This window comes from Roseisolibacter sp. H3M3-2 (genome assembly GCF_029211165.1).
In the GTDB taxonomy this organism is placed as follows: Bacteria; Gemmatimonadota; Gemmatimonadetes; order Gemmatimonadales; family Gemmatimonadaceae; genus Roseisolibacter.
In genome coordinates, this window is the sequence record NZ_JARGEK010000048.1 from 1 (window position 1) to 19,972 (window position 19,972).

The 19,972-nt window shown below is 73.8% G+C and carries 17 protein-coding genes; 13 read left to right on the top strand and 4 right to left on the bottom strand.

All coding sequences use genetic code 11. The annotated features are described in order from the left end of the window. From PYV61_RS06380 to PYV61_RS06395, 4 genes are all read right to left on the bottom strand, one after another. A partial coding sequence (locus PYV61_RS06380; RefSeq protein ID WP_275829506.1) for an Ig-like domain-containing protein occupies positions 1–1,099 on the bottom strand: 1,099 nt, incomplete at its 3' end. Beyond that, positions 1,096–3,921, bottom strand: a complete 2,826-nt coding sequence (locus PYV61_RS06385) for a valine--tRNA ligase (RefSeq protein ID WP_275829508.1) — start codon at positions 3,919–3,921, stop codon at positions 1,096–1,098. The genes PYV61_RS06380 and PYV61_RS06385, both read right to left, overlap by 4 nt. Positions 3,922–4,011: 90 nt before the next feature. Continuing rightward, entirely contained in the window at positions 4,012–4,272 is a 261-nt protein-coding gene (locus PYV61_RS06390) for a hypothetical protein (RefSeq protein WP_275829510.1), read from the bottom strand. Positions 4,273–4,425: 153 nt separating this feature from the next. Further along, positions 4,426–5,280 carry a BON domain-containing protein gene (locus PYV61_RS06395; RefSeq protein ID WP_275829512.1) on the bottom strand — a complete coding sequence of 285 codons (855 nt, stop codon included), beginning with the start codon at positions 5,278–5,280 and terminating at the stop codon, positions 4,426–4,428. A 139-nt stretch (positions 5,281–5,419) separates the two neighbouring features. On the opposite strand from PYV61_RS06395, the gene thrS reads away from it, so the two are divergent. The 13 genes from thrS to PYV61_RS06460 form a co-directional block, all read left to right on the top strand. Continuing rightward, positions 5,420–7,414: a threonine--tRNA ligase gene (thrS, locus tag PYV61_RS06400; RefSeq protein WP_275829514.1), complete on the top strand. Its 1,995-nt coding sequence runs from the start codon at positions 5,420–5,422 to the stop codon at positions 7,412–7,414. 112 nt (positions 7,415–7,526) lie between these two features. Further along, entirely contained in the window at positions 7,527–10,289 is a 2,763-nt protein-coding gene (locus tag PYV61_RS06405; protein WP_275829516.1) for a TonB-dependent receptor, read from the top strand. 44 nt (positions 10,290–10,333) lie between these two features. Continuing rightward, entirely contained in the window at positions 10,334–10,978 is a 645-nt protein-coding gene (locus PYV61_RS06410) for a hypothetical protein (protein ID WP_275829518.1), read from the top strand. Between the two features lie 110 nt (positions 10,979–11,088). Continuing rightward, positions 11,089–12,300, top strand: coding sequence for an acetyl-CoA C-acetyltransferase (locus PYV61_RS06415; protein WP_275829520.1), 1,212 nt, complete (start codon positions 11,089–11,091; stop codon positions 12,298–12,300). 56 nt (positions 12,301–12,356) lie between these two features. Continuing rightward, complete coding sequence (locus PYV61_RS06420; protein WP_275829522.1) at positions 12,357–13,250, top strand: CPBP family intramembrane glutamic endopeptidase; 894 nt, start codon at positions 12,357–12,359, stop codon at positions 13,248–13,250. A 1-nt stretch (position 13,251) separates the two neighbouring features. Next, positions 13,252–14,118 carry a 3-hydroxybutyryl-CoA dehydrogenase gene (locus tag PYV61_RS06425; RefSeq protein WP_275829524.1) on the top strand — a complete coding sequence of 289 codons (867 nt, stop codon included), beginning with the start codon at positions 13,252–13,254 and terminating at the stop codon, positions 14,116–14,118. Between the two features lie 2 nt (positions 14,119–14,120). Further along, complete coding sequence (locus PYV61_RS06430) at positions 14,121–15,281, top strand: acyl-CoA dehydrogenase family protein (RefSeq protein WP_275829526.1); 1,161 nt, start codon at positions 14,121–14,123, stop codon at positions 15,279–15,281. 91 nt (positions 15,282–15,372) lie between these two features. Then, complete coding sequence (locus tag PYV61_RS06435) at positions 15,373–16,449, top strand: Glu/Leu/Phe/Val dehydrogenase dimerization domain-containing protein (protein WP_345785216.1); 1,077 nt, start codon at positions 15,373–15,375, stop codon at positions 16,447–16,449. A 99-nt stretch (positions 16,450–16,548) separates the two neighbouring features. After that, positions 16,549–17,085, top strand: coding sequence for a ribose 5-phosphate isomerase B (gene rpiB / locus PYV61_RS06440; RefSeq protein WP_275829530.1), 537 nt, complete (start codon positions 16,549–16,551; stop codon positions 17,083–17,085). Further along, complete coding sequence (gene glyA / locus PYV61_RS06445; RefSeq protein ID WP_275829532.1) at positions 17,085–18,371, top strand: serine hydroxymethyltransferase; 1,287 nt, start codon at positions 17,085–17,087, stop codon at positions 18,369–18,371. Before rpiB ends, glyA begins: the two co-directional genes overlap by 1 nt. A 126-nt stretch (positions 18,372–18,497) precedes the next feature. Then, the gene (locus tag PYV61_RS06450) at positions 18,498–18,884 is read left to right on the top strand and encodes a Minf_1886 family protein (protein WP_275829534.1); all 387 of its coding nucleotides are present in this window, start codon (positions 18,498–18,500) and stop codon (positions 18,882–18,884) included. Between the two features lie 49 nt (positions 18,885–18,933). Then, positions 18,934–19,125, top strand: a complete 192-nt coding sequence (locus PYV61_RS06455; protein ID WP_275829535.1) for a hypothetical protein — start codon at positions 18,934–18,936, stop codon at positions 19,123–19,125. Between the two features lie 79 nt (positions 19,126–19,204). After that, on the top strand, positions 19,205–19,972 hold a 768-nt coding region (locus PYV61_RS06460), incomplete at its 3' end, for an NAD(P)H-hydrate epimerase (protein WP_275829537.1).

A 19,972-nucleotide genomic window follows, 5' to 3' on the forward strand; every position in this document is an offset into this window, starting at 1 on the left:
GCGCCGACGTGTCGCGCGCCGCGCGGCCGACCGAGTCGGCGCGGGCCACGCTGTCGGCGCGTGCGCGGTCGACGGCGCCGGAGTCGACGCGCGTGAGGCGGGCGAGCGAGTCGGCTCGCACGCGCGCCAGCGAGTCCGCGGTCCCGCGCTGCCGCCGCGCGCTCAGCGAGTCGTAGTCGGCCGCCGTGAACGCCGCCGTGATCGGCACCTCGCTCGAGTCGGCGGCCGCGAGGCGGAAGAGGGCGGGCGTCAGCGGCTGCCCCGGCAGCAGCGGGCGGTCGAAGCCCAGCCGCAGCGTGACCGAGTCGCGCGGCGTCGCCGTCACGAGCCGCGGCCCGATCGTGTCCCGGACGAACGCGTACAGCTCGGCGGCCGCCGTGTCGCCGCGCGCCACCACCGCCGCGGCGACCGTCGCGGTGTCGAACGCCTCGCGCGGGTCGGCGGAGCGGTTCGCGTTCTCGTCGACCGTGCCGCGCAGCGTGTAGCTGGCGGCCGGCAGGTTCGGGATGACGAAGCGCCCGACGCTGTCGGCGACGGTGAAGTAGACGGTGCTGTCGGCGGTGATCGCCTCGACGACCGCGCGCGCCGCCGGCTTGCCGTTCACCCAGTCGAAGACGACGCCGCCGACGCGCTGGCGCGCGATCGGGCCGCCGGTCGAGAACACCGCGACGATCGCCGTGTCGCGCACGTTCTGCCGGAGGTCGGCCAGCCCGGGGAGCAGCGTGACCGTGTAGGTCGTGCTGTCGCGGAAGCCGCGGCGCGGGCGCACCGCGATGCGCTCGCGCCTCCAGTCCACCTCGACCGAGCCGCCGCGCGGCGACACGAGCACGAGCGGCTCCAGCGGCGAGCCCGCGCCCGCGGTGCCGGCCCCGCCCGCGCCGCCGACGCCGGCGCCGCTCGGCGTCTCGCTCACCACCTCGTCGAAGGTGAACACGACCTCGCGCGGGCGCGCGCCCACCGACCCGGTCTCCGGGGAGAGGCGGACCAGGCGCGGCGGGGCGTTGTCCTCCGGGCCCCCCGGCGGGATGCCGGGGGAGGCGCACGCCGCCGCCAGCGACGCCGCGCCGATGGCCGACAGCAGGGCCGAGCGCGCCCTCACGCGCCGCCCATCGCGGCGAGCGTGCTCGCGAGCTGGTCGCGCCGGCGCCCCCACTCGGCCTCCTTCTGCCGCTCGGCCTCGACCACGTGCGCCGGCGCGCGCGAGACGAAGCCCTCGTTCGACAGCCGCCCGCGCAGCGCGGCCAGCTGCTTCTCGAGGTCAGCCAGCTCCTTCGTCAGCTTCTCGCGCTCCTTGGCCAGGTCGACGATGCCGGCCAGCGGCACCACGACCTCGGCGCCGCCCGCGATCACCTGCGTCGCCGCCGCGCCGCCCGGCTTGGCCATCGCCACGGTGAGCGTGCTGCGCGTGAGGCGGCCGGCGAGCGCCGCCTCGGTCTCGAACACCGCGCGCGTCGCCGCGTCGTCCGACACCAGCACCGCCTCGACCTGCTTCCCCGGCGCGACGGCGTAGTCGGCGCGGACCTGGCGGATGGCGCTCACCGCCGCCCGCACCAGCTCGAACTCCGCCGCGCCGTCGGCCGCGCCGTTGCCGGCCGCCGACGCGCCGCGCGCGCGCGGCCACGGCGCGACGGTCAGGAACTCGCCGTCGGCGCGCCCCGGGAGGCGCTGCCAGAGCGCCTCGGTGATGAACGGCACCACCGGGTGCAGCAGGCGCAGCGCGTGGTCGAGCGCGTGCACCAGCACCGCGCGCGCGACCTCGCGGTCGGCCGCGTCGCCCCCCGAGAGCCGCGCCTTGGTCGACTCCAGGTACCAGTCGGCCAGCTCGTTCCACACGAAGCGGCGCGCCGCCTCGGCGTACTCGTTGAGCCGCAGCCCCGCCGTGTGCTCGTGCTCCCGCCACCGCGCCTCGCCGTGCGCCGACACGCCGCCGGCCGCCGAGGGGCGCGCGGGGCCGAGCGCCGCGTCGCAGTCGGCCACCGCCTGGTCGAGGCGCGCGAGGATCCAGCGGTCGGCGCGCGTGAGCCGCGCCGCGTCGAGCGACGCCAGCGGCGCCACGGCGTCGCTCCCCACGTTGGCGAGCAGGAAGCGGCCGATGTTCCACAGCTTCGTGCAGAAGTTGCGACCCGGCGCGAACGACTTCTCGAGGTCGTTGTGGTCGAGGATGACGTCCGCGCCCATCCCGAGCCCCGCGATCGCCGTCCAGCGGAGCGCGTCGGCGCCGTACAGGCGCACGACCTCCAGCGGGTCGATCCCGTTGCCGAGCGACTTGGACATCTTACGGTGCTGCGTGTCGCGCACCGTGCCGTGCAGGTAGACGGTGTGGAACGCCGTCTCGTCCCGGAAGGCGTACCCCGCCATGATCATGCGGGCGACCCAGAAGAACAGGATCTCGGGCGCCGTGACCAGCACGTCCGACGGGAAGAACGCCTTGAGGTCGGCGCTCTCCTCGTCCGGCCACCCCATCGTCGAGACGGGCCACAGCCACGACGAGAACCAGGTGTCGAGCACGTCCTCGTCCTGGCGCAGCGAGTCGTCGAGCGCGCACTGCGGGCAGTCGCGCGGGTCCTCGCGCAGCGCGCCCTGCCAGCCGCAGGCGTCGCAGTAGAAGACCGGGATGCGGTGCCCCCACCACAGCTGCCGCGAGATGTTCCAGTCGCGGATGTTCTCGAGCCAGTGGACGTACACGCCCTCCCAGCGCTCGGGGAGGATGCGCGTCGCGCCCGTGCGCACCGCCTCCAGCGCGGGGGCGGCGAGCGGCGCCATCTTCACGAACCACTGGTCGGACAGGCGCGGCTCCACCACCGTGTCGCACCGGTAGCAGTGCCGCACGTTGTGCTGGTGCGCCTCGACCTTCACCAGCCGCCCCTCGGCGCGCAGCCGCTCCACGACCGCCTCGCGCGCGGCGAAGCGGTCCACGCCCACCAGGTCGGCCGGCACGCGCCCGTCCGAGTCGGCGCCGTCGCGCATCGCGCCCGTGGCGTCGATGACGACCGGCATGGGGAGCCCGTGGCGCTTCCCGACCTCGAAGTCGTTGGCGTCGTGCGCGGGGGTGATCTTGACCACGCCGGTGCCGAACGCCGGGTCGGTGTAGGCGTCGGCCACCACCGGGATCGGGCGGTTCACCACCGGGAGCGTGACCGTCTTGCCGACGATGTCGCGGTAGCGCTCGTCCTCGGGGTGCACGGCCACCGCCACGTCGCCGAGCATCGTCTCGGGGCGCGTCGTCGCCACCGTGATGGTGCGCGTCGGGTCGTCGGTCAGCGGGTAGCTGACGTGGTAGAGCTTCCCCGCCGTCTCGGAGAACTCGGCCTCCTCGTCCGACAGCGACGTCATGCAGCGCGGGCACCAGTGGATGACGCGGTGCCCCTTGTAGATCAGCTGCCGCTCGTAGAGGCGCACGAACGCCTCGCGCACGGCGCGGCTCAGCTCCGGCGACAGCGTGTAGCGCGTGCGCGTCCAGTCGCAGCTGGCGCCGATGGCCTTGAGCTGCTCCAGGATGGCGCCGCCCGTCTCCTCGACGAACGACGCGGTGCGCGCCACGAACGCGTCGCGCCCGAGGTCGGCCCGGGTGCGCCCCTCCTCGCGGGCGATCAGCTTCTCGACGACGTTCTGCGTCGCGATGCCGGCGTGGTCGGTGCCGGGGAGCCAGAGCGCCTCGTCGCCGGCCATGCGGCGCCACCGCGTGACGACGTCCTGCACGGTGTTGTTCAGCCCGTGGCCGACGTGCAGCACCGCCGTCACGTTCGGCGGCGGCATCAGGACGACGAACGGGTCGCGGTCGCCGCCGAGGCGCGTGGTGCGGGCGGCGTCGGCGGTGTACACGCCGGCCTGCTGCCAGCGTGCGTAGATCGCCGGCTCGGTGGCGGCGGCGTCGTAGGTGGCCGGGAGCTCGGCGGGGGTCGGGGCGTCGGGCGCGGTCATGCCGCAAGCTACCCAGGGCGCCAAGCGGGGGGCGCCGCCCCGGACGCACGAAGCCCCGGGCGAGTGCCCGGGGCTCCATGAGTTCCCGCCTTACGGATGCCTGGTCGGCGGCGGGTCGGGGTTCCGGAACTTGTCCACGCAGTCCCGATTCTGGTCGATCATCGCCTGCACCCGGTCGGCGCGGCTGGTCGCGTTGGCGCCGACGTCGGCGATCGCGCCGTCGACGAGGACCGAGTCCGCCGCGGCGGCCGTCCCGATCGGGTCGCGTCCGTCGAGGGCCAGGCTCTCGACCGGCTTCTCGCGGTCGCCGTGCGCGGTGCGCCCGTTGTGGGCTTTATGGCGTTCGGACATTCCGGGGTCTCCTCCGTGTGGTGTCGCCCGCAGGAGGGCAAGCGCGGTGCCGGCGGGGAGACTTCCGGGGGAGGAAGCGTCGAGCGGGGAGCGTCGAGCGTCGAGGGGGGTCCCTCGACGCTCGACGCTCCCCGCTCGACGCCCCGCCGTCGTTCAGTCCGCCCGAATGTTCCGATCCACCCGCCCCGTCTGCTCGCGCAGCACCGGCTCGGCCGACGCCGGGTCGGCCACGTGGTCGCTCTTCGGGACGCCCGACGGGGCCACCGGGGCGCCGCCCGTGCGGTCCATCGGGAGCCCCTCGGTGGCGGCGCGGCGCTCGGCCAGCCCGTCGATGTCGTCGGCGGCGGCCTCGATCGCCCGCTGCTCGCGCTGCCAACGCTCCTCGAGGATCGGCTTCGGGTCGGCGTGGCGGTCGGGGTCGTCCGAGGTGCCCTGGCGGGGGCGGCCGGTCCCGATCCCCATCCCCTCCCAGCGCGGCGAGGTCTCCTCGTCGCCGGCGCGGTAGCGGCGCCCGCGCTCGTCGAGGCGCTCCTCCTCCTCGCGCACCGTCAGGCGGTTGACGACCGTGGCGACGCCGGGCACGCCGCGCGTCACCGTCACCGCGTGGTGCGTCTCGTCGTCAGCGTGCACCCAGCCGGTGAGCTCGATGATCCCGGTGCCGATGGCGCCGATGTCGATCGCCCGCTCGGCGAGGATCGGGTCGTTGCGGAACGCCTCGAGCACGCGCTCCTCGAGGACCTCGCCCTCGTCGGCGTCGTCGCCCAGCGGCTCGTCGTCGTAGTCGGGCGCGTCCATCGCGGACGGGCGCCCGCGCGCGCCCGTCTCGGTCTGCTCCTCGTCGTCCAGGACGTCGCCGAACCGCTCGCGCACGCGCTGCGAGAGCCCCGAGAGCCCGCCGTAGCGCTGCGCCAGGAGCACGCCGGCGGCGATGCCCGCGAGCGCGCCCACGGCGACGAAGAGGGCGCCCGAGGTGGAGCTGTCGCGGTCGCGGTAGCGAATCGTGGCCATGCCGAATCCGTGGCGGAGGTGAAGGTGCCCAAATAGCTTACGCGCTCTGTCCCGCGCTGCGCGGGGACCCCGCGCACCACCCTATGCTGCCGCCGCGCGGGCGCAAGAACAAGGCCACCTCCGAGCTCGTCCAGCAGGCATGTCCTCGACCCTCGACCGCCCCGACGCCGCGTCGCCCGACGCCCCGACGCTCACGCTCGTGCTCCCCGACGGCGCCACGCGCACCGTCCCCGCGGGCACGCTGCCGCGCGACGTCGTGGCGACCATCGGCGAGCGCCTGCTCCGGGCGGCCGTCGCCGTCTCGGTCGACGGCGAGGTGCAGGACCTGATCACGCCGCTGCGCCGGGGCGGCGCGTTCAAGGTGCTCACGGACAAGAGCCCCGAGGCGCTGGCCGTGCTGCGCCACTCGGGCGCCCACGTGCTCGCCACGGCGGTGCGCCGCATCCGCCCCGACGCCAAGATCGGCTTCGGCCCCGCGATCGACGACGGCTTCTACTACGACTTCGAGGTCGCCGCCCCGTTCACGCCCGAGGACCTCGCGGCGTTCGAGGCGGAGATGCGAAAGGTCGCGCAGGAGAAGCTCGCCTTCGAGCGCGAGGAGGTCTCGCGCGACCGGGCGCGCGTCGTCTTCAAGGACGACCCGCTCAAGCTGGAGCGCCTCGAGGACCTCCCAGAGGACGAGGTCATCTCGACGTACCGCGACGGCGACTTCGTCGACCTGTGCCGCGGCCCGCACGTCCCCGACACGTCGTGGCTCAAGCACTTCAAGCTGATGTCCACGGCGGGCGCGTACTGGCGCGGCGACAGCCGGCGCCAGATGCTGCAGCGCATCTACGCCACGGCGTTCTTCAAGAAGGAGGAGCTGGAGCAGCACGTCCACCGCATCGAGGAGGCCAAGCGGCGCGACCACCGCCTCCTCGGCAAGCAGCTGGACCTGTTCCACTTCTTCCCGCACGCCCCGGGCGCGGCCTTCTGGACGCCGCGCGGCACGTCGCTGTACAACACGCTCGTCGACTTCGTGCAGGAGCGGCAGGCGGAGCGCTTCCTCGAGATCAAGACGCCCCTCCTCTTCACGAAGAAGCTGTGGGAGCAGTCGGGGCACTGGGGGAAGTACCGCGAGAACATGTTCCTCGTCCTCGACAACGAGACGAACGAGCACGACATGTCGCTCAAGCCGATGAACTGCCCGTCGCACCACCTGTACTTCGGCTCCACGCGCCACTCGTACCGCGAGCTGCCGCTGCGCTACGTCACCTTCGACGTGCTGCACCGCAACGAGCTGTCGGGCGCGCTGTCGGGGCTGACGCGGGTGCGCCAGTTCGCGCAGGACGACTGCCACGTCTACCTGCGCGAGGACCAGATCGTCGACGAGGTGAAGTTCCTCATGGACTTCATCCTCGGCTACTACGACGCCTTCGGGCTCACGGCCTCGCTCAAGTTCGCCACGCGCCCCGAGCAGCGGATCGGCTCCGACGAGATGTGGGACCGCGCCGAGTCGGCGCTGCGCGGCGCGCTGGAGGCGACGGGGCGCGAGTACGCGCTCAAGGAGGGGGACGGCGCCTTCTACGGCCCCAAGATCGACTTCGACGTCCACGACTCGATCGGGCGCGCCTGGCAGCTCGGCACGATCCAGCTCGACTACGCGGCGCCGGAGCGTTTCGACCTGACGTACGTGGGCGCCGACAACGCGCCGCACCGCCCGGTCGTCATCCACCGCGCCGTCAGCGGCTCGATGGAGCGGTTCATCGCGATCCTGATCGAGCACTTCGCCGGGGCGTTCCCGGTGTGGCTGGCGCCCGAGCAGGTGACGGTGATCCCGATCGCCCCCGACTACGACGAGTACGCGGCGCGCGTGGCGGCGACGCTGCGCGCCGACGGGGTGCGCGTGGTGTTCGACGCCGGCAGCAACGAGGACTACCGCGTCCGCATCCGCGAGGCGGCCACCATGAAGGTGCCGTACATGCTCGTCCTCGGGCGGCGCGAGGCCGAGGCGGGGACGGTCACCGTCCGCACGCGCGGGCGGGAGAAGCAGGAGGCGATGCCGCTCGACGCCTTCGTGGAGCGGCTGCGCGAGGAGATCCGCTCGCGCGCGCTGGTGCCGGTGGCCGACGCCGCGGAGGCGAAGGCGGGCTGACGGAACGTGCACGGGGGCCGGGCGGTTCCGCGCTTGCGGACGCGCCCGGTCGGCGGCACTGTCGCAGGGCGGGCGCGTCAGCGTCCGCCCTTTCCCGTTCCCGGAGCCGCCGATGCCGCACGTCCATCCGCCGTCGCGCCCCGTCCCCTGGCTGCTCGTCGCCACCCTGCTCGGCGCGCCGCTCGCCGCGCCGCTCGTCGCGCAGCAACCGACCGGCACCGTCGCCGGACGCGTGACAGGGGAGGACGGCGGCGGGATCCAGGGCGCCACCATCTCGGTCACCGGCACGCCGCTCGGCGCGGTCACGCGCGGCGACGGGAGCTACCGGCTGTCGCTCCGCCCCGGGCGCTACGAGCTGCGCGCGCGCCTGATCGGCTACGGGCTCGCGCGCGACTCGGTCACCGTCACCGCCGGTGGCGCGGCGACGGTCAACTTCCGCCTCGAGCGCGCCGCCTCGACGCTGGAGGCGGTCGCCGTGGTCGGCACGCGCGCCGCCGAGGCGCGCACCGTGATCGAGTCGCCCGTGCCGGTGGACGTGCTGAGCGCCGCCGAGATCCGCAGCACCGGGCGCGTCGAGACGGCGCAGATTCTCCAGCAGCTGGCGCCGAGCGTGAACTTCCCGCGCGCCACCATCAGCGACGGCACCGACCACGTGCGCCCCGCCACGCTGCGCGGGCTCGGCGCCGACCAGGTGCTGGTGCTGATCAACGGGAAGCGGCGCCACACCAGCGCGCTGGTGAACGTCAACAGCTCGATCGGGCGCGGACAGGCCGCCGTCGACCTGAACGCGATCCCCGCCAGCATGATCGAGCGGATCGAGGTGCTGCGCGACGGGGCCGCGGCGCAGTACGGGTCGGACGCCATCGCCGGCGTCGTGAACATCATCCTCAAGTCGAACGGGGCGGGGGAGTTCGCCGCCACCGCCGGGCGCACGCAGACCACCTACGCGCGCGAGTTCGACGCCGACCGCAAGGCGACCGACGGCGGGACGGTGCAGCTGTCGGTGAACGGCGGGGTGAGCCGCGCGCAGAACTCCTTCCTCCACGGCGGCGTCGAGTACCGCGACCGCGGCGCGACCAACCGCACGCTCGGCGACCCGCGCCCGCAGTCGTTCTCCGAGGCGAGCAGCAACGTCACGCGCACGAACACCACCGGGCCGATCAACCACCGGCAGGGGGACGCGGCGACGACGGACCTCGTGGGCTTCTTCAACGCGGGGCACGCGCTGGAGAGCGGGCTGGAGCTGTTCGCGTTCGGCGGGGTGGGGCGGCGCGACGGCGAGGCGGCCGGCTTCTTCCGCCGCGCGCAGGACGACCGCACCGTGCGCTCGATCTACCCCGACGGCTTCCTGCCGCTCATCACCTCGCGCATCTGGGACCTCTCGACCACGGCGGGCGCGCGCACGACGCTCGGCGGGTGGCGCGCGGAGCTGAGCACGGTGTTCGGCGGCAACTCGTTCCGCTACGACATCGAGAACAGCAACAACGCCTCGCTCGGCAACGCGAGCCCGCGCGAGTTCTACGCGGGCACGCTGATCGACCGGCAGTCGACGACGAACCTCGACCTGACGCGCGAGTTCCGGCCGCAGGGGGTGCGGGCGCTGCGCACCGCGGCGGGCGCCGAGTTCCGCATGGACTGGTACGAGATCCAGGAGGGGGACCCCGACTCGTGGCGGGACGGCGACGTGCGGGTGATCGGCGCCAACGGCCAGCCGACGACGACGCGCGCCGCCCCGGGGGCGCAGGTCTTCCCCGGCTTCCGCCCGACCGACGCCACCAGCCAGTCGCGCAACAACGTGGCGGTCTACGCCGACGTCGAGACCGACGTGACCGACCGCTTCCTGGTCGCCGTCGCCGGGCGGTTCGAAAACTACAGCGACTTCGGCGCGACCACCAACGGCAAGCTGTCGTCGCGCTTCACGCTCGCGCCGGGGTACGTGCTGCGCGGCGCCGCCAGCACCGGCTTCCGCGCGCCGTCGCTGCAGCAGTCGTTCTACTCCGCGACGGCGACGAACTTCGTGAACGTCAACGGCAACCTGACGCCGTTCGAGATCAAGACCTTCCCGGTCAGCTCGCAGCAGGCCCGCGTCCTCGGCGCCAGCGACCTGGAGCCCGAGAAGTCGGTGAACCTGAGCGCCGGCGTCGCGATGGAGCCGGTGCGCAACCTCTCGCTCACCGTCGACGCCTACCAGATCGACATCGACGACCGGATCGTGCTGTCGGAGAACTTCACCGGCGCCGCGGTCGCCGCGCTCCTGCAGCCCTTCGGCGCCACCGGCGGCCGCTACTTCACCAACGCGATCGACACGCGCACCCGCGGGCTCGACGTGGTGGCGAACTACGGGCTCAACCTGCAGGCCAACGGCTTCGCGCGGTTCACGGCCGGCTTCGCGCGCAACTACACGATCGTCACCCGGGTGGACAGCACGCCGCCGGCGTTGAGCAACCAGCAGGAGGCGCTGTTTGGCCGGGTCGAGCGGTCGCGCATCGAGGAGGGGCAGCCGCGCACCAACGTGCTGCTCTCCGCGACCTACGACCTGCGGAACTTCGGGCTGGTCGCGCGCACGCAGCGCTTCGGCGAGGTCACGGCACGCACCGCGCTGACCGGCGCCGGGGTCCCCTCCGCCCCCGACCAGACGTTCGGCGCCAAGTGGATCACCGACGTCAGCGGCTCGCTCCGCATCCTGTCGCGCGTCACCTTCGTGGTCGGCGCCGACAACGTGCTGGACGTCTACCCCGACGAGAACAGCGACCGCCGCAACTCGACCGCCGCCAGCTCGGGGAACGCCAACTTCGGGATCTTCCCGTACAACCAGTTCTCCCCGTTCGGGTTCAACGGGCGTTACGTCTACGCGCGCGTGACCGTCGGGCTCTGAGCACCCCCCGCCCGTCGCCGTTCCCCCCGCTCCGCCTCCCCGCCGTGACCGCCCGCCCCTCCTCGCCCGCCCGCCGCTGGGCGCAGCTCGTGTTCGGCCTCCTCGGCTGGGGCGCGGCCGCGGCGCTCATGATCCGCAGCGGGCTCGGGGTGGGGCCCTGGGACGCCTTCCACCAGGGGCTGCACCTGCGGCTCGGCGTCGGGATCGGGGTCGCGAGCGTCGGGGTCGGGCTGTCCGTGCTGCTGCTCTCGCTGCCGTTCGGGATCCGCCCGGGCGCCGGGACGCTCGCCAACATGGTGCTCATCGGGGCGACGATCGACGTGCTGCTCCCGGTGGTTCCCCCGGCGGCCGGGTGGGGGTGGGGGCTCGCGTACCACCTCGGCGGGATCGCGCTCGCCGGCTGGATGACCGGCGCCTACATCGGGGCCGGGTTGGGGAGCGGGCCGCGCGACGGGCTGGTGCTCGAGGTGGCGCGCCGCACGGCGCGCCCGGTGCGCCGCGTGCGGACCGCGTTCGAGCTGTCGGCGCTCGCCGGCGGGTGGGCGCTCGGCGGGCGGCTGGGGGTGGGGACGGTGCTGTTCGCCGTGCTCGTCGGCCCGGCGATGCAGTGGGGGCTCCGGCGCTGGGGGGTCGGCCTCCCCGCGCCCGCGCCGGCCGCCGCGCCGGCGCCGCTCGCGCGGGCGGCCTGAGCTTCCGTTGAACGGCCTCCGCGCGCCCGGTTAGCTTTTGCGGGCTGGGCGCGCCGGAGCGGGTCTCCGTTCCTGTGCGGCGCCCCCCACGCCGACCGTTCCGGAGCCCGATGCCCGACACCGCCCGTCAGCCCGTCATCGTCAGCGCCGCCCGCACGCCGATCGGGAAGTTCCTCGGCGCGCTCAGTTCGCTCTCCGCCCCCGAGCTCGGCGCCGTCGCGATCCGCGCCGCCCTCGAGCGCGCCGGCCTCCCCGCCGACCAGGTGCAGGAGGTCATCATGGGCAACGTGATCCAGGGGGGCGTCGGCCAGGCGCCGGCCCGCCAGGCGCTGCTCAAGGCCGGGGTCCCGTCGTCCGTCTCGGCGCTGACCATCAACAAGGTCTGCGGGTCGGGGCTGAAGGCCGTCATGCTCGCCGCCCAGTCGATCAAGGCGGGGGACGCCGAGGTGATCGTCGCCGGTGGCCAGGAGTCGATGTCCAACGCCCCGTTCTACACGTACGGGATGCGCAACGGCGTCAAGCTCGGCGACCAGAAGATGGTCGACGGCATGATCAAGGACGGGCTCTGGTGCGCCGTCTGCGACGTCCACATGGGCGGCCACGCCGAGTACACGGCGCGCAAGGCCGGGCTGTCGCGCGCGGAGCAGGACCGCTTCGCCGCCGAGTCGCATCAGAAGGCGGTGGCGGCGCAGCAGGCGGGGAAGTTCGCGAGCGAGATCGCCCCGGTGACCGTCGGCGGGCGCAAGGGCGCCACCGTGGTCGACGCCGACGAGGGCCCGCGCGGCGACACGACGGCCGAGTCGCTCGGCAAGCTGCGCCCCGCGTTCCCCGACAAGACCACGTCGCCCGACGACCTGACGGTCACGGCCGGCAACGCCTCGTCGCTCAACGACGGCGCCAGCGCGGTCGTGGTGACGAGCGAGGCCTACGCGCGCGCCAACGGGCTGCCGATCCTCGCCCGCGTCACCGGCTACGCGACCGGCGCCACCGACCCGCAGGACCTGTTCTTCGCGCCGATCACCGCGGTGAACAACCTGATGAAGAAGTCGGGGACCGCGATCGGCGACTACGACCTGATCGAGGCCAACGAGGCGTTCGCGTCGCAGGCGCTGGCCACCGGGCAGGGGCTCGACTGGGCGTGGGACCGCGTGAACGTGCACGGCGGCGCGATCGCGCTCGGGCACCCGATCGGGGCCAGCGGGGCGCGCGTGCTGACGACGCTCCTGTATGCGCTGCAGGACCGCGACCGGGCGACCGGGCTGGCGACGCTCTGCCTGGGCGGCGGCGACGCGGTGGCGCTGAGCGTGGAGCGCGTCAGCTGAGCACGGACGCCGCGCCGCCGGCCGCCGCCCCCTCCGCGCTCGCGCGGTGGGTGGGGGTGGTCGACGGCCGCCCGGGCGCCGTCTGGCGCCTCGTCGGCTACGGGCTCGCGCTGGTGGTCGGGACGACGCTGGCGACGATGGTCCTGAGCGGGGTGGCGGGCGCGGTGTACGCAGGAACCGGCACGCGGCTGATCGTGCACGCCTGGGCCGGCCTCGCGGGGGCGGCGCTGGCGCACCTCGCGATGCTGCGCTGGATCGAGCGCCGCGGGTGGGGCTTCGTGGCGCTCGCGGCGGCGGCCGCGCGTCCCCGGCCGATCGCGGCCGGCGCGCTGCTCGACGCGCTGGCGCTGGGGCTCCCGTCCGCGGCGCTGCTGCCGGTCGGCGCGCTTGGCGCCGAGCGGGCGCCCGACGGGAGCTGGTGGGGGACCGCGCTGTCGCAGCTCGCGCTGCTGGCGCCGGCCGCGCTGTACGAGGAGCTGCTCGTGCGCGGGTACCCGTTCCAGGTGCTGCGCGAGGCCGGCGGGGCGTGGCCGGCGCTGCTGCTCACGAGCGCCGTCTTCGGCGTGCTGCACTGGCAGAACCCGGGCGCCACCGTGGGCTCGGTCGCCATCGTGTCGCTCGCGGGCGTGTTCCTCGGCGCCGTGCTGCTGGCGACGGGGAGCCTGTGGGCCGCGTTCGCCGCGCACCTGGCGTGGAACTGGACGCTGGCGGGCGCCCTGCACGCCGCGGTGAGCGGGCTCCCCTTCGCGGCGCCCGACTACCGGGTCGTGGACGCGGGGCCCGACTGGCTCACCGGCGGCGCCTGGGGCCCCGAGGGGGGCGCGGCCGCCGCCGGCGGGATGCTGCTGGCGATGGGCTGGCTGTGGCGGCGCGGCGGGCGCGCCGCGCGGACGACGGACGACGCACTGCACTCACTCGACGCGCGGCCGGACGGCCGCGGGAGCTTCTGACATGGCGGACGGCACGGCCGGACGGGAGATCGCCGTCATCGGCGCTGGGCAGATGGGGAACGGGATCGCGCACGTGTTCGCGCAGAGCGGCTTCGACGTCGCGATGCTCGACGTGAGCGACGCCGCGCTGCAGCGCGGGATGCAGACGATCGAGAAGAACCTCGACCGCCAGGTCAAGAAGGGCGCGCTCGACGCCGCCGCGAAGGACGCGACGCTCGGCCGCCTGTCGGCGCACACCGACCTCGCCGCGGTCGCGGGCGCGGAGCTGGTCGTCGAGGCGGCGACGGAGAACGTCGACCTCAAGTTCAAGCTGTTCGGGGACCTCGACCGGCTGGCCGGCGACGGGGCGATCCTGGCCAGCAACACCAGCTCGATCGCGATCACCGAGATCGCCGCGCGCACGAAGCGCCCCGAGCAGGTGATCGGGATGCACTTCATGAACCCGGTCCCGGTGATGCAGCTGGTCGAGGTCATCCGCGGCCTGGCGACCACCGACGCCACGACGGCGAAGGTGATGGAGCTGTCGCGCACGCTCGGCAAGACGCCGGTCGAGGTGAACGACTACCCCGGCTTCGTGGCCAACCGGATCCTCATGCCGATGATCAACGAGGCCGTGTACTGCGTCATGGAGGGGGTCGGCACTCCCGAGGCCATCGACACGGTCATGAAGCTCGGGATGAACCACCCGATGGGGCCCCTCACGCTCGCCGACTTCATCGGGCTCGACACCTGCGTGGCGATCCTCGAGGTGATGCACAAGGGACTCGGCGACCCGAAGTACCGCCCGTGCCCGCTGCTCCGGAAGTACGTGGCGGCGGGGTGGCTCGGGCGGAAGTCCGGGCGCGGCTTCTATTCGTACGCGAGCTGAACATGTTCGACGCCCTCCTGCCGCTGACCGAGACGCAGCGCGAGATCCAGCGCCTGGCGCGCGACTTCGCGCGCGAGCACATCGCCCCCTTCGCCGCCGAGTGGGACCGCGACCAGCACTTCGAGCCGTCGCTGGTCGGGAAGATGGGGGAGCTGGGCTTCCTCGGGATGCTCCTCCCCGAGACGTACGACGGCCTCGGCCTCGACGCGTCGAGCTACCTGCTCGCCCTCGAGGAGATCGCCGCCGCGGACGCCTCGGCGGCCGTGATGATGAGCGTGCACAACTCGCTCCCGACGCAGATGCTCCTGAACTGGGGGAGCGACGCGCAGAAGGAGCGCTACCTCAAGCCGATGGCCCGCGGCGAGATGCTCGGCGCCTTCGCGCTGTCGGAGCCCGACGCCGGGAGCGACGCGGCCGGGCTGCGCTGCCAGGCGGTGCGCGACGGCGACCACTGGGTGCTCAACGGCACCAAGGCGTGGATCACGTCGGGCACCTACGACAAGCTCGTCGTGCTCGTCATGGCGCGCACGGACAGCCCCGACGCCCGCCGCGGCTCCAAGGGGATCTCGGCGTTCGTCGTGACCCCCGACATGCCGGGCTTCGGCGTCGGGAAGAAGGAGAACAAGCTGGGGCTCCGCGCCTCGCCGACGGTGCAGCTGGTGTTCGACAACCTGCGCGTGCCCGCCGAGAACCTGCTGGGGCAGGAGGGGCAGGGGTTCGCGTACGCGATGCAGTCGCTCGACCACGGGCGGCTCGGGATCGCGGCGCAGAGCATCGGGATCGGGCGGGCGGCGCTGGAGGCCGCGCGCGACTACGCCGACCAGCGCAGGCAGTTCGGGCAGCCGATCCGCAGCTTCCAGGCGATCCAGTTCAAGCTGGCCGACATGGCGACCCGCCTCGCGGCGGCCCGCGCCACCCTGCACGCGACCGCCGCCGCGAAGGAGCGCGGGGAGCGCGTGACGCAGTACAGCTCCATCTGCAAGCTCTTCGCGAGCGAGACGGCGATGTTCGTCGCCGACGAGGCCGTGCAGATCTTCGGCGGCTACGGGTACGTGAAGGAGTACCCGGTCGAGAAGTACCTGCGCGACGCGAAGGTCACCGAGATCTACGAGGGCACCTCGGAGATCCAGCGCGTGGTCATCGCGCGCGAACTCTACGTCTGATCTGGTGCAGGACCGAACTCATATGACGAGCGCCGCCATCATCCCCCCGACCCTCAGCGGCAACGCGCCCGAGCTGGCGTCGAACTCCTCGATGCAGCTCTTCGACACGATCGCCACGATGGGGCACGAGCAGCTCGTCGTGTGCCACGACCGGGCGAGCGGCTACCGGGGCATCATCGCGATCCACGACACCACGCTCGGGCCCGCGCTGGGGGGGACGCGCTTCTGGCACTACGCCACCGACGCCGAGGCGATCGTGGACGCGCTGCGCCTGGCGCGCGGCATGACCTACAAGAACGCGGTCGCGGGGCTGAACCTGGGCGGCGGCAAGAGCGTGATCATCGGCGACAACCGGACGCCGAACCGCGAGATGATCTTCCGCGCCCACGGGCGCTTCGTCGACTCGCTGGGCGGCCGCTACGTGACGGCCGAGGACGTGGGGACGAGCACCGGCGACATGGACTTCGTGCACATGGAGACCGACTACGTCGCCGGCCTCGCGGGCGCCTCGGGCGACCCGTCGCCGGTCACGGCGCACGGCGTCTTCCGCGCCATCCAGGCGTCGGCGCAGTACCGCTGGGGCTCCGACTCGCTGGAGGGGAAGACGATCGCCGTGCAGGGGTGCGGGAACGTCGGCTACCACCTGGCGAAGGAGCTGCACCGCGCCGGCGCGAAGCTGATCGTCGCCGACATCGACGCCGACCGCGTCAAGCGCGTGACGAACGAGACGGGCGCGCGCGCGGTGAGCACCGACGAGATCGTCGGGCAGCAGGCGGACATCTACGCCCCGTGCGCGCTGGGCGGCGGGATCAACGACAAGACGATCCCGCAGCTGCGCGTCGAGATCGTGGCCGGCGCCGCCAACAACCAGCTGCTCGAGGACCGGCACGGCGACGAGCTGGAGGCGAAGGGGATCCTCTACGCCCCCGACTACGTGGCCAACGCCGGCGGCGTGATCAACGTCTACAGCGAGCTGGCCGGCTGGAGCCGCGAGCGCTCGCTGCGCAAGTCGGACGAGATCTACCACACGGTGCTGAACGTCTTCGAGATCGCCAAGCAGGACGGGATCCCGACGTACCAGGCCGCCGACCGCCTGGCCGAGCGCCGGATCGCGGCCGTGCGGAGCATGGTGAAGACGTGGCCGCAGTGGCCGAACAAGCCCTCCTGATCCGACCTCCCTCGACGCTCGACGCTCGACGCTCCGCGCACGCCGCGTCCTCCGGGACGGGGGCAGCGTCGAGCGTCGAGCGTCGGGAAGGGTAGCGCCATGCGTGAATCCATTCCCATCGCCTCCGACCACGCCGGCTACGAGCTGAAGGAGAAGCTCAAGGCCGCGCTGGAGCGCCGCGGCTACGCGGTGGACGACCTCGGGCCGGCGAGCGACGCCTCGACGGACTACGCCGACTTCGCGCACCCGCTGGCCGACCGCGTGTCGTCGGGGGAGGCGGCGCGCGGGATCCTGATGTGCGGCACCGGGCTCGGGATGTCCTACGCGGCGAACCGGCACCCGCACGTGCGGGCGGCGGTGGCGTGGGCGCCCGAGATCGCCGAGCTTTCGCGGCGCCACAACGACGCCAACGTCCTCGTGCTCCCGGCGCGCTTCGTCTCCGAGGCCGACGCCGAGGCGATCCTGGACGCGTGGCTGGCGACCCCCTTCGACGGGGGGCGGCACGAGCGCCGCATCGAGAAGATCGAGACCACCGCGGGGGCGCGGGCCGAGGAGGCCGGGCGCCACCACCCCGACCATCACGCCGGGAAGGACGACGCGGGGCCCGGCGGCCACGCACGCGAGGAGCTCGAGTGATGAACTGGCACGACTGGGACCGCTGCCCCCCGGGCGCCGCGCTGCAGGCGGCCGACCCCGAGATCGCGCGCCTCGTCGAGCAGGAGATCGCGCGGCAGAACGACGGGCTGGAGCTGATCGCGAGCGAGAACTTCGTCTCGCCCGCCGTGCTGGAGGCGATGGGCTCCCCGCTCACCAACAAGTACGCCGAGGGGCTGCCGGGGAAGCGCTACTACGGCGGCTGCGAGGTCGTCGACCAGGTCGAGCAGCTGGCCATCGACCGGGTGAAGCAGCTGTTCGGGGCGGAGCACGCGAACGTGCAGCCGCACTCGGGCGCGTCGGCCAACGCCGCGGTCTTCCTCGCCTTCCTGAAGCCGGGGGACACCTTCCTCGGCATGGACCTGTCGCAGGGCGGGCACCTGACGCACGGGTCGCCGGTGAACTTCTCGGGGATCCTGTACAGGGCGGTCTCGTACGGGGTGACCGAGGAGGGGATCCTCGACTACGCGCGGATGCGCGAGCTGGCGCGCGAGCACCGGCCGAAGATGATCATCGCCGGCTACAGCGCGTACTCGCGGGCCATCGACTGGCAGCAGTTCCGCGAGGCGGCCGACGAGGTGGGCGCGATCTTCATGGTCGACATGGCGCACTTCGCCGGGCTCGCGGCCACGGGCGCGTACCCGTCGCCGGTGCCGTTCGCCGACGTCGTGACGTCGACGACGCACAAGACGCTGCGCGGGCCGCGCGGCGGGATCATCCTCTCGACCGCGGCGCACGCCAAGGCGGTCGACAAGGCGATGTTCCCCGGGATGCAGGGCGGGCCGCTGGAGCACGTGATCGCGGCCAAGGCGGTGGCGTTCGGCGAGGCGCTGCGCCCCGAGTTCGGCGACTACTGCCGGCGCGTGGTGGCCAACGCGAAGGCGCTGGCGGCGGCGTTCGTGGCGCGCGGCTTCCACGTCGTCTCGGGCGGCACCGACAACCACCTCATGCTGCTCGACCTGCGCAGCAAGGGGCTGACGGGGAAGGTCGCCGAGCAGACGCTCGACCGGGCCGGGATCACGGTGAACAAGAACACCGTGCCGAAGGAGACGCAGTCGCCGTTCGTGACCAGCGGCATCCGCGTGGGCACCCCCGCGGTCACGACGCGCGGGATGGGCGAGGCCGAGATGGCGCGGATCGCGGAGCTGATGGACCGCGTGCTCGCGGCGCCGGAGGACGCGGCCGTGCTCGAGGCCGTCCGGGGCGACGTGCGCGAGCTGGCCGGCCGCTTCCCGCTGTACCCGGCCACGGCCGGGGTCTCCCACTGAGCGGCCCGCCGGCCCGGTGCCCACTAGCGTGTCGGGGGGCCGGGGGGCAGTTTGAGGCACCGGCGGCGCGGCGTTGCAGGCCGCGCCGCCGCGCGTCTTCTGGGCAATCCTGAGGAGTAGGCGACGTTGTCCGAGTTGGCGTTCCGCGACGGCATCATGGACCAGATCCGGCTGCGGGAGCCGCGCTTCCACGAGCGCGGGTTCCTGTTCGTGCTGTCGGCGCTGGAGTACTGTCAGACCCACCTCACCGAGCGGCGCCACATCACCGGCGCCGAGCTCGCGCACGCCTGCCGCGAGCTGGCGCTGGAGCGCTACGGCGTGCTCGCGCGGCAGGTGCTCGACCACTGGGGGATCCGCGCGACCGAGGACATCGGCGACATCGTGTTCGCCCTGGTGGACCTCGGTTTGCTGATCAGCCAACCGAACGACTCGCGCGACGACTTCGCCGGCGTGTTCGACTTCGACACGGCGTTCGAGCGCGACTACCCCTGGAACTGCGCGCTGCTCGGCTGACCTGGCGGGGGGTCGGCCCGGCCGCGCCCCGCACTCCACGCAATCCGAGATGCCGACCGAACTCCCGACCTGCCACAAGTGTGGCGCGGGGACGCTCCTCCCGCTCAGCGACTACGGCCGCGACGGCGCGCCGATCACGTACAAGGCGTGGGTCTGCAGCAACCCCGAGTGCGGCTTCAACATCCGCATCGACAACGGGGAGATCGGCTACGGCCGCACCGTCGGCCAGTCGCACAAGTGAGCCGGGCGGCGTCCGACGCCGGGCCCACGCACGCGCGCCAGGCGGCGGCCCGAGGGGCCGCCGCTTCGTCGTTCGGGGCGTGACGCCCGACGTCCGCGTCCTTAACGCCGCCGAGGCGGCCGCCGCCGACCGGGCCGCGATCGCCGCCGGGACCCCGGGCCGCGCGCTGATGCAGCGCGCCGGGGCGGCCGCCGCGGGCAAGATCGCGCGGCGCCTCGCCGACGGGCTGGACGAGGGGGCGGCGGTCCACGCCGGCCCCGGGAACAACGGCGGCGACGCGTGGGTGGTCGCGGCCGCGCTGGCCCGAGCGGGGGTGCGCGTGGGCGTGCGCGCGTGGGGCGGCGACGTGCCCCGCACCGACGACGCGCGCTTCGAGCGGGAGCGCGCGCTGGCCGCTGGCGTGGGCGCCCCGCCGACGGGCGCCGAGCGCGTGGTGGTCGACGGCGTGCTGGGGGTGGGCGCGTCGGGGGCGCCGCGCGAGTCGGCCGCCGAGGCGATCGCCGACATCGAGCGGGCGCGCGGAGCCGGCGCCGCCGTCGTCGCGCTCGACGTGCCGAGCGGGGTGGACGCGACCACGGGTGCCGCGCCCGGCGCCGCGATGCGCGACGCGATCACGCTGACCTTCGGCGCCTGCAAGCGCGGGCTGCTGTCGGCGCGCGACGCCGCGGGGACGATCGCGGTGCTCGACATCGGCATGGACGTCCCCGCCGGCGCGCCGCGCCAGCTCGCGGGGCCGGCGCCGCGCCAGGGCGAGGCGTGGGCGCACAAGGGGACGCGCAGCAAGGTCGCGGTGTACGGCGGCGCGCCGGGGATGGCGGGCGCCACGCTGCTGGCCGGGCGCGGCGCG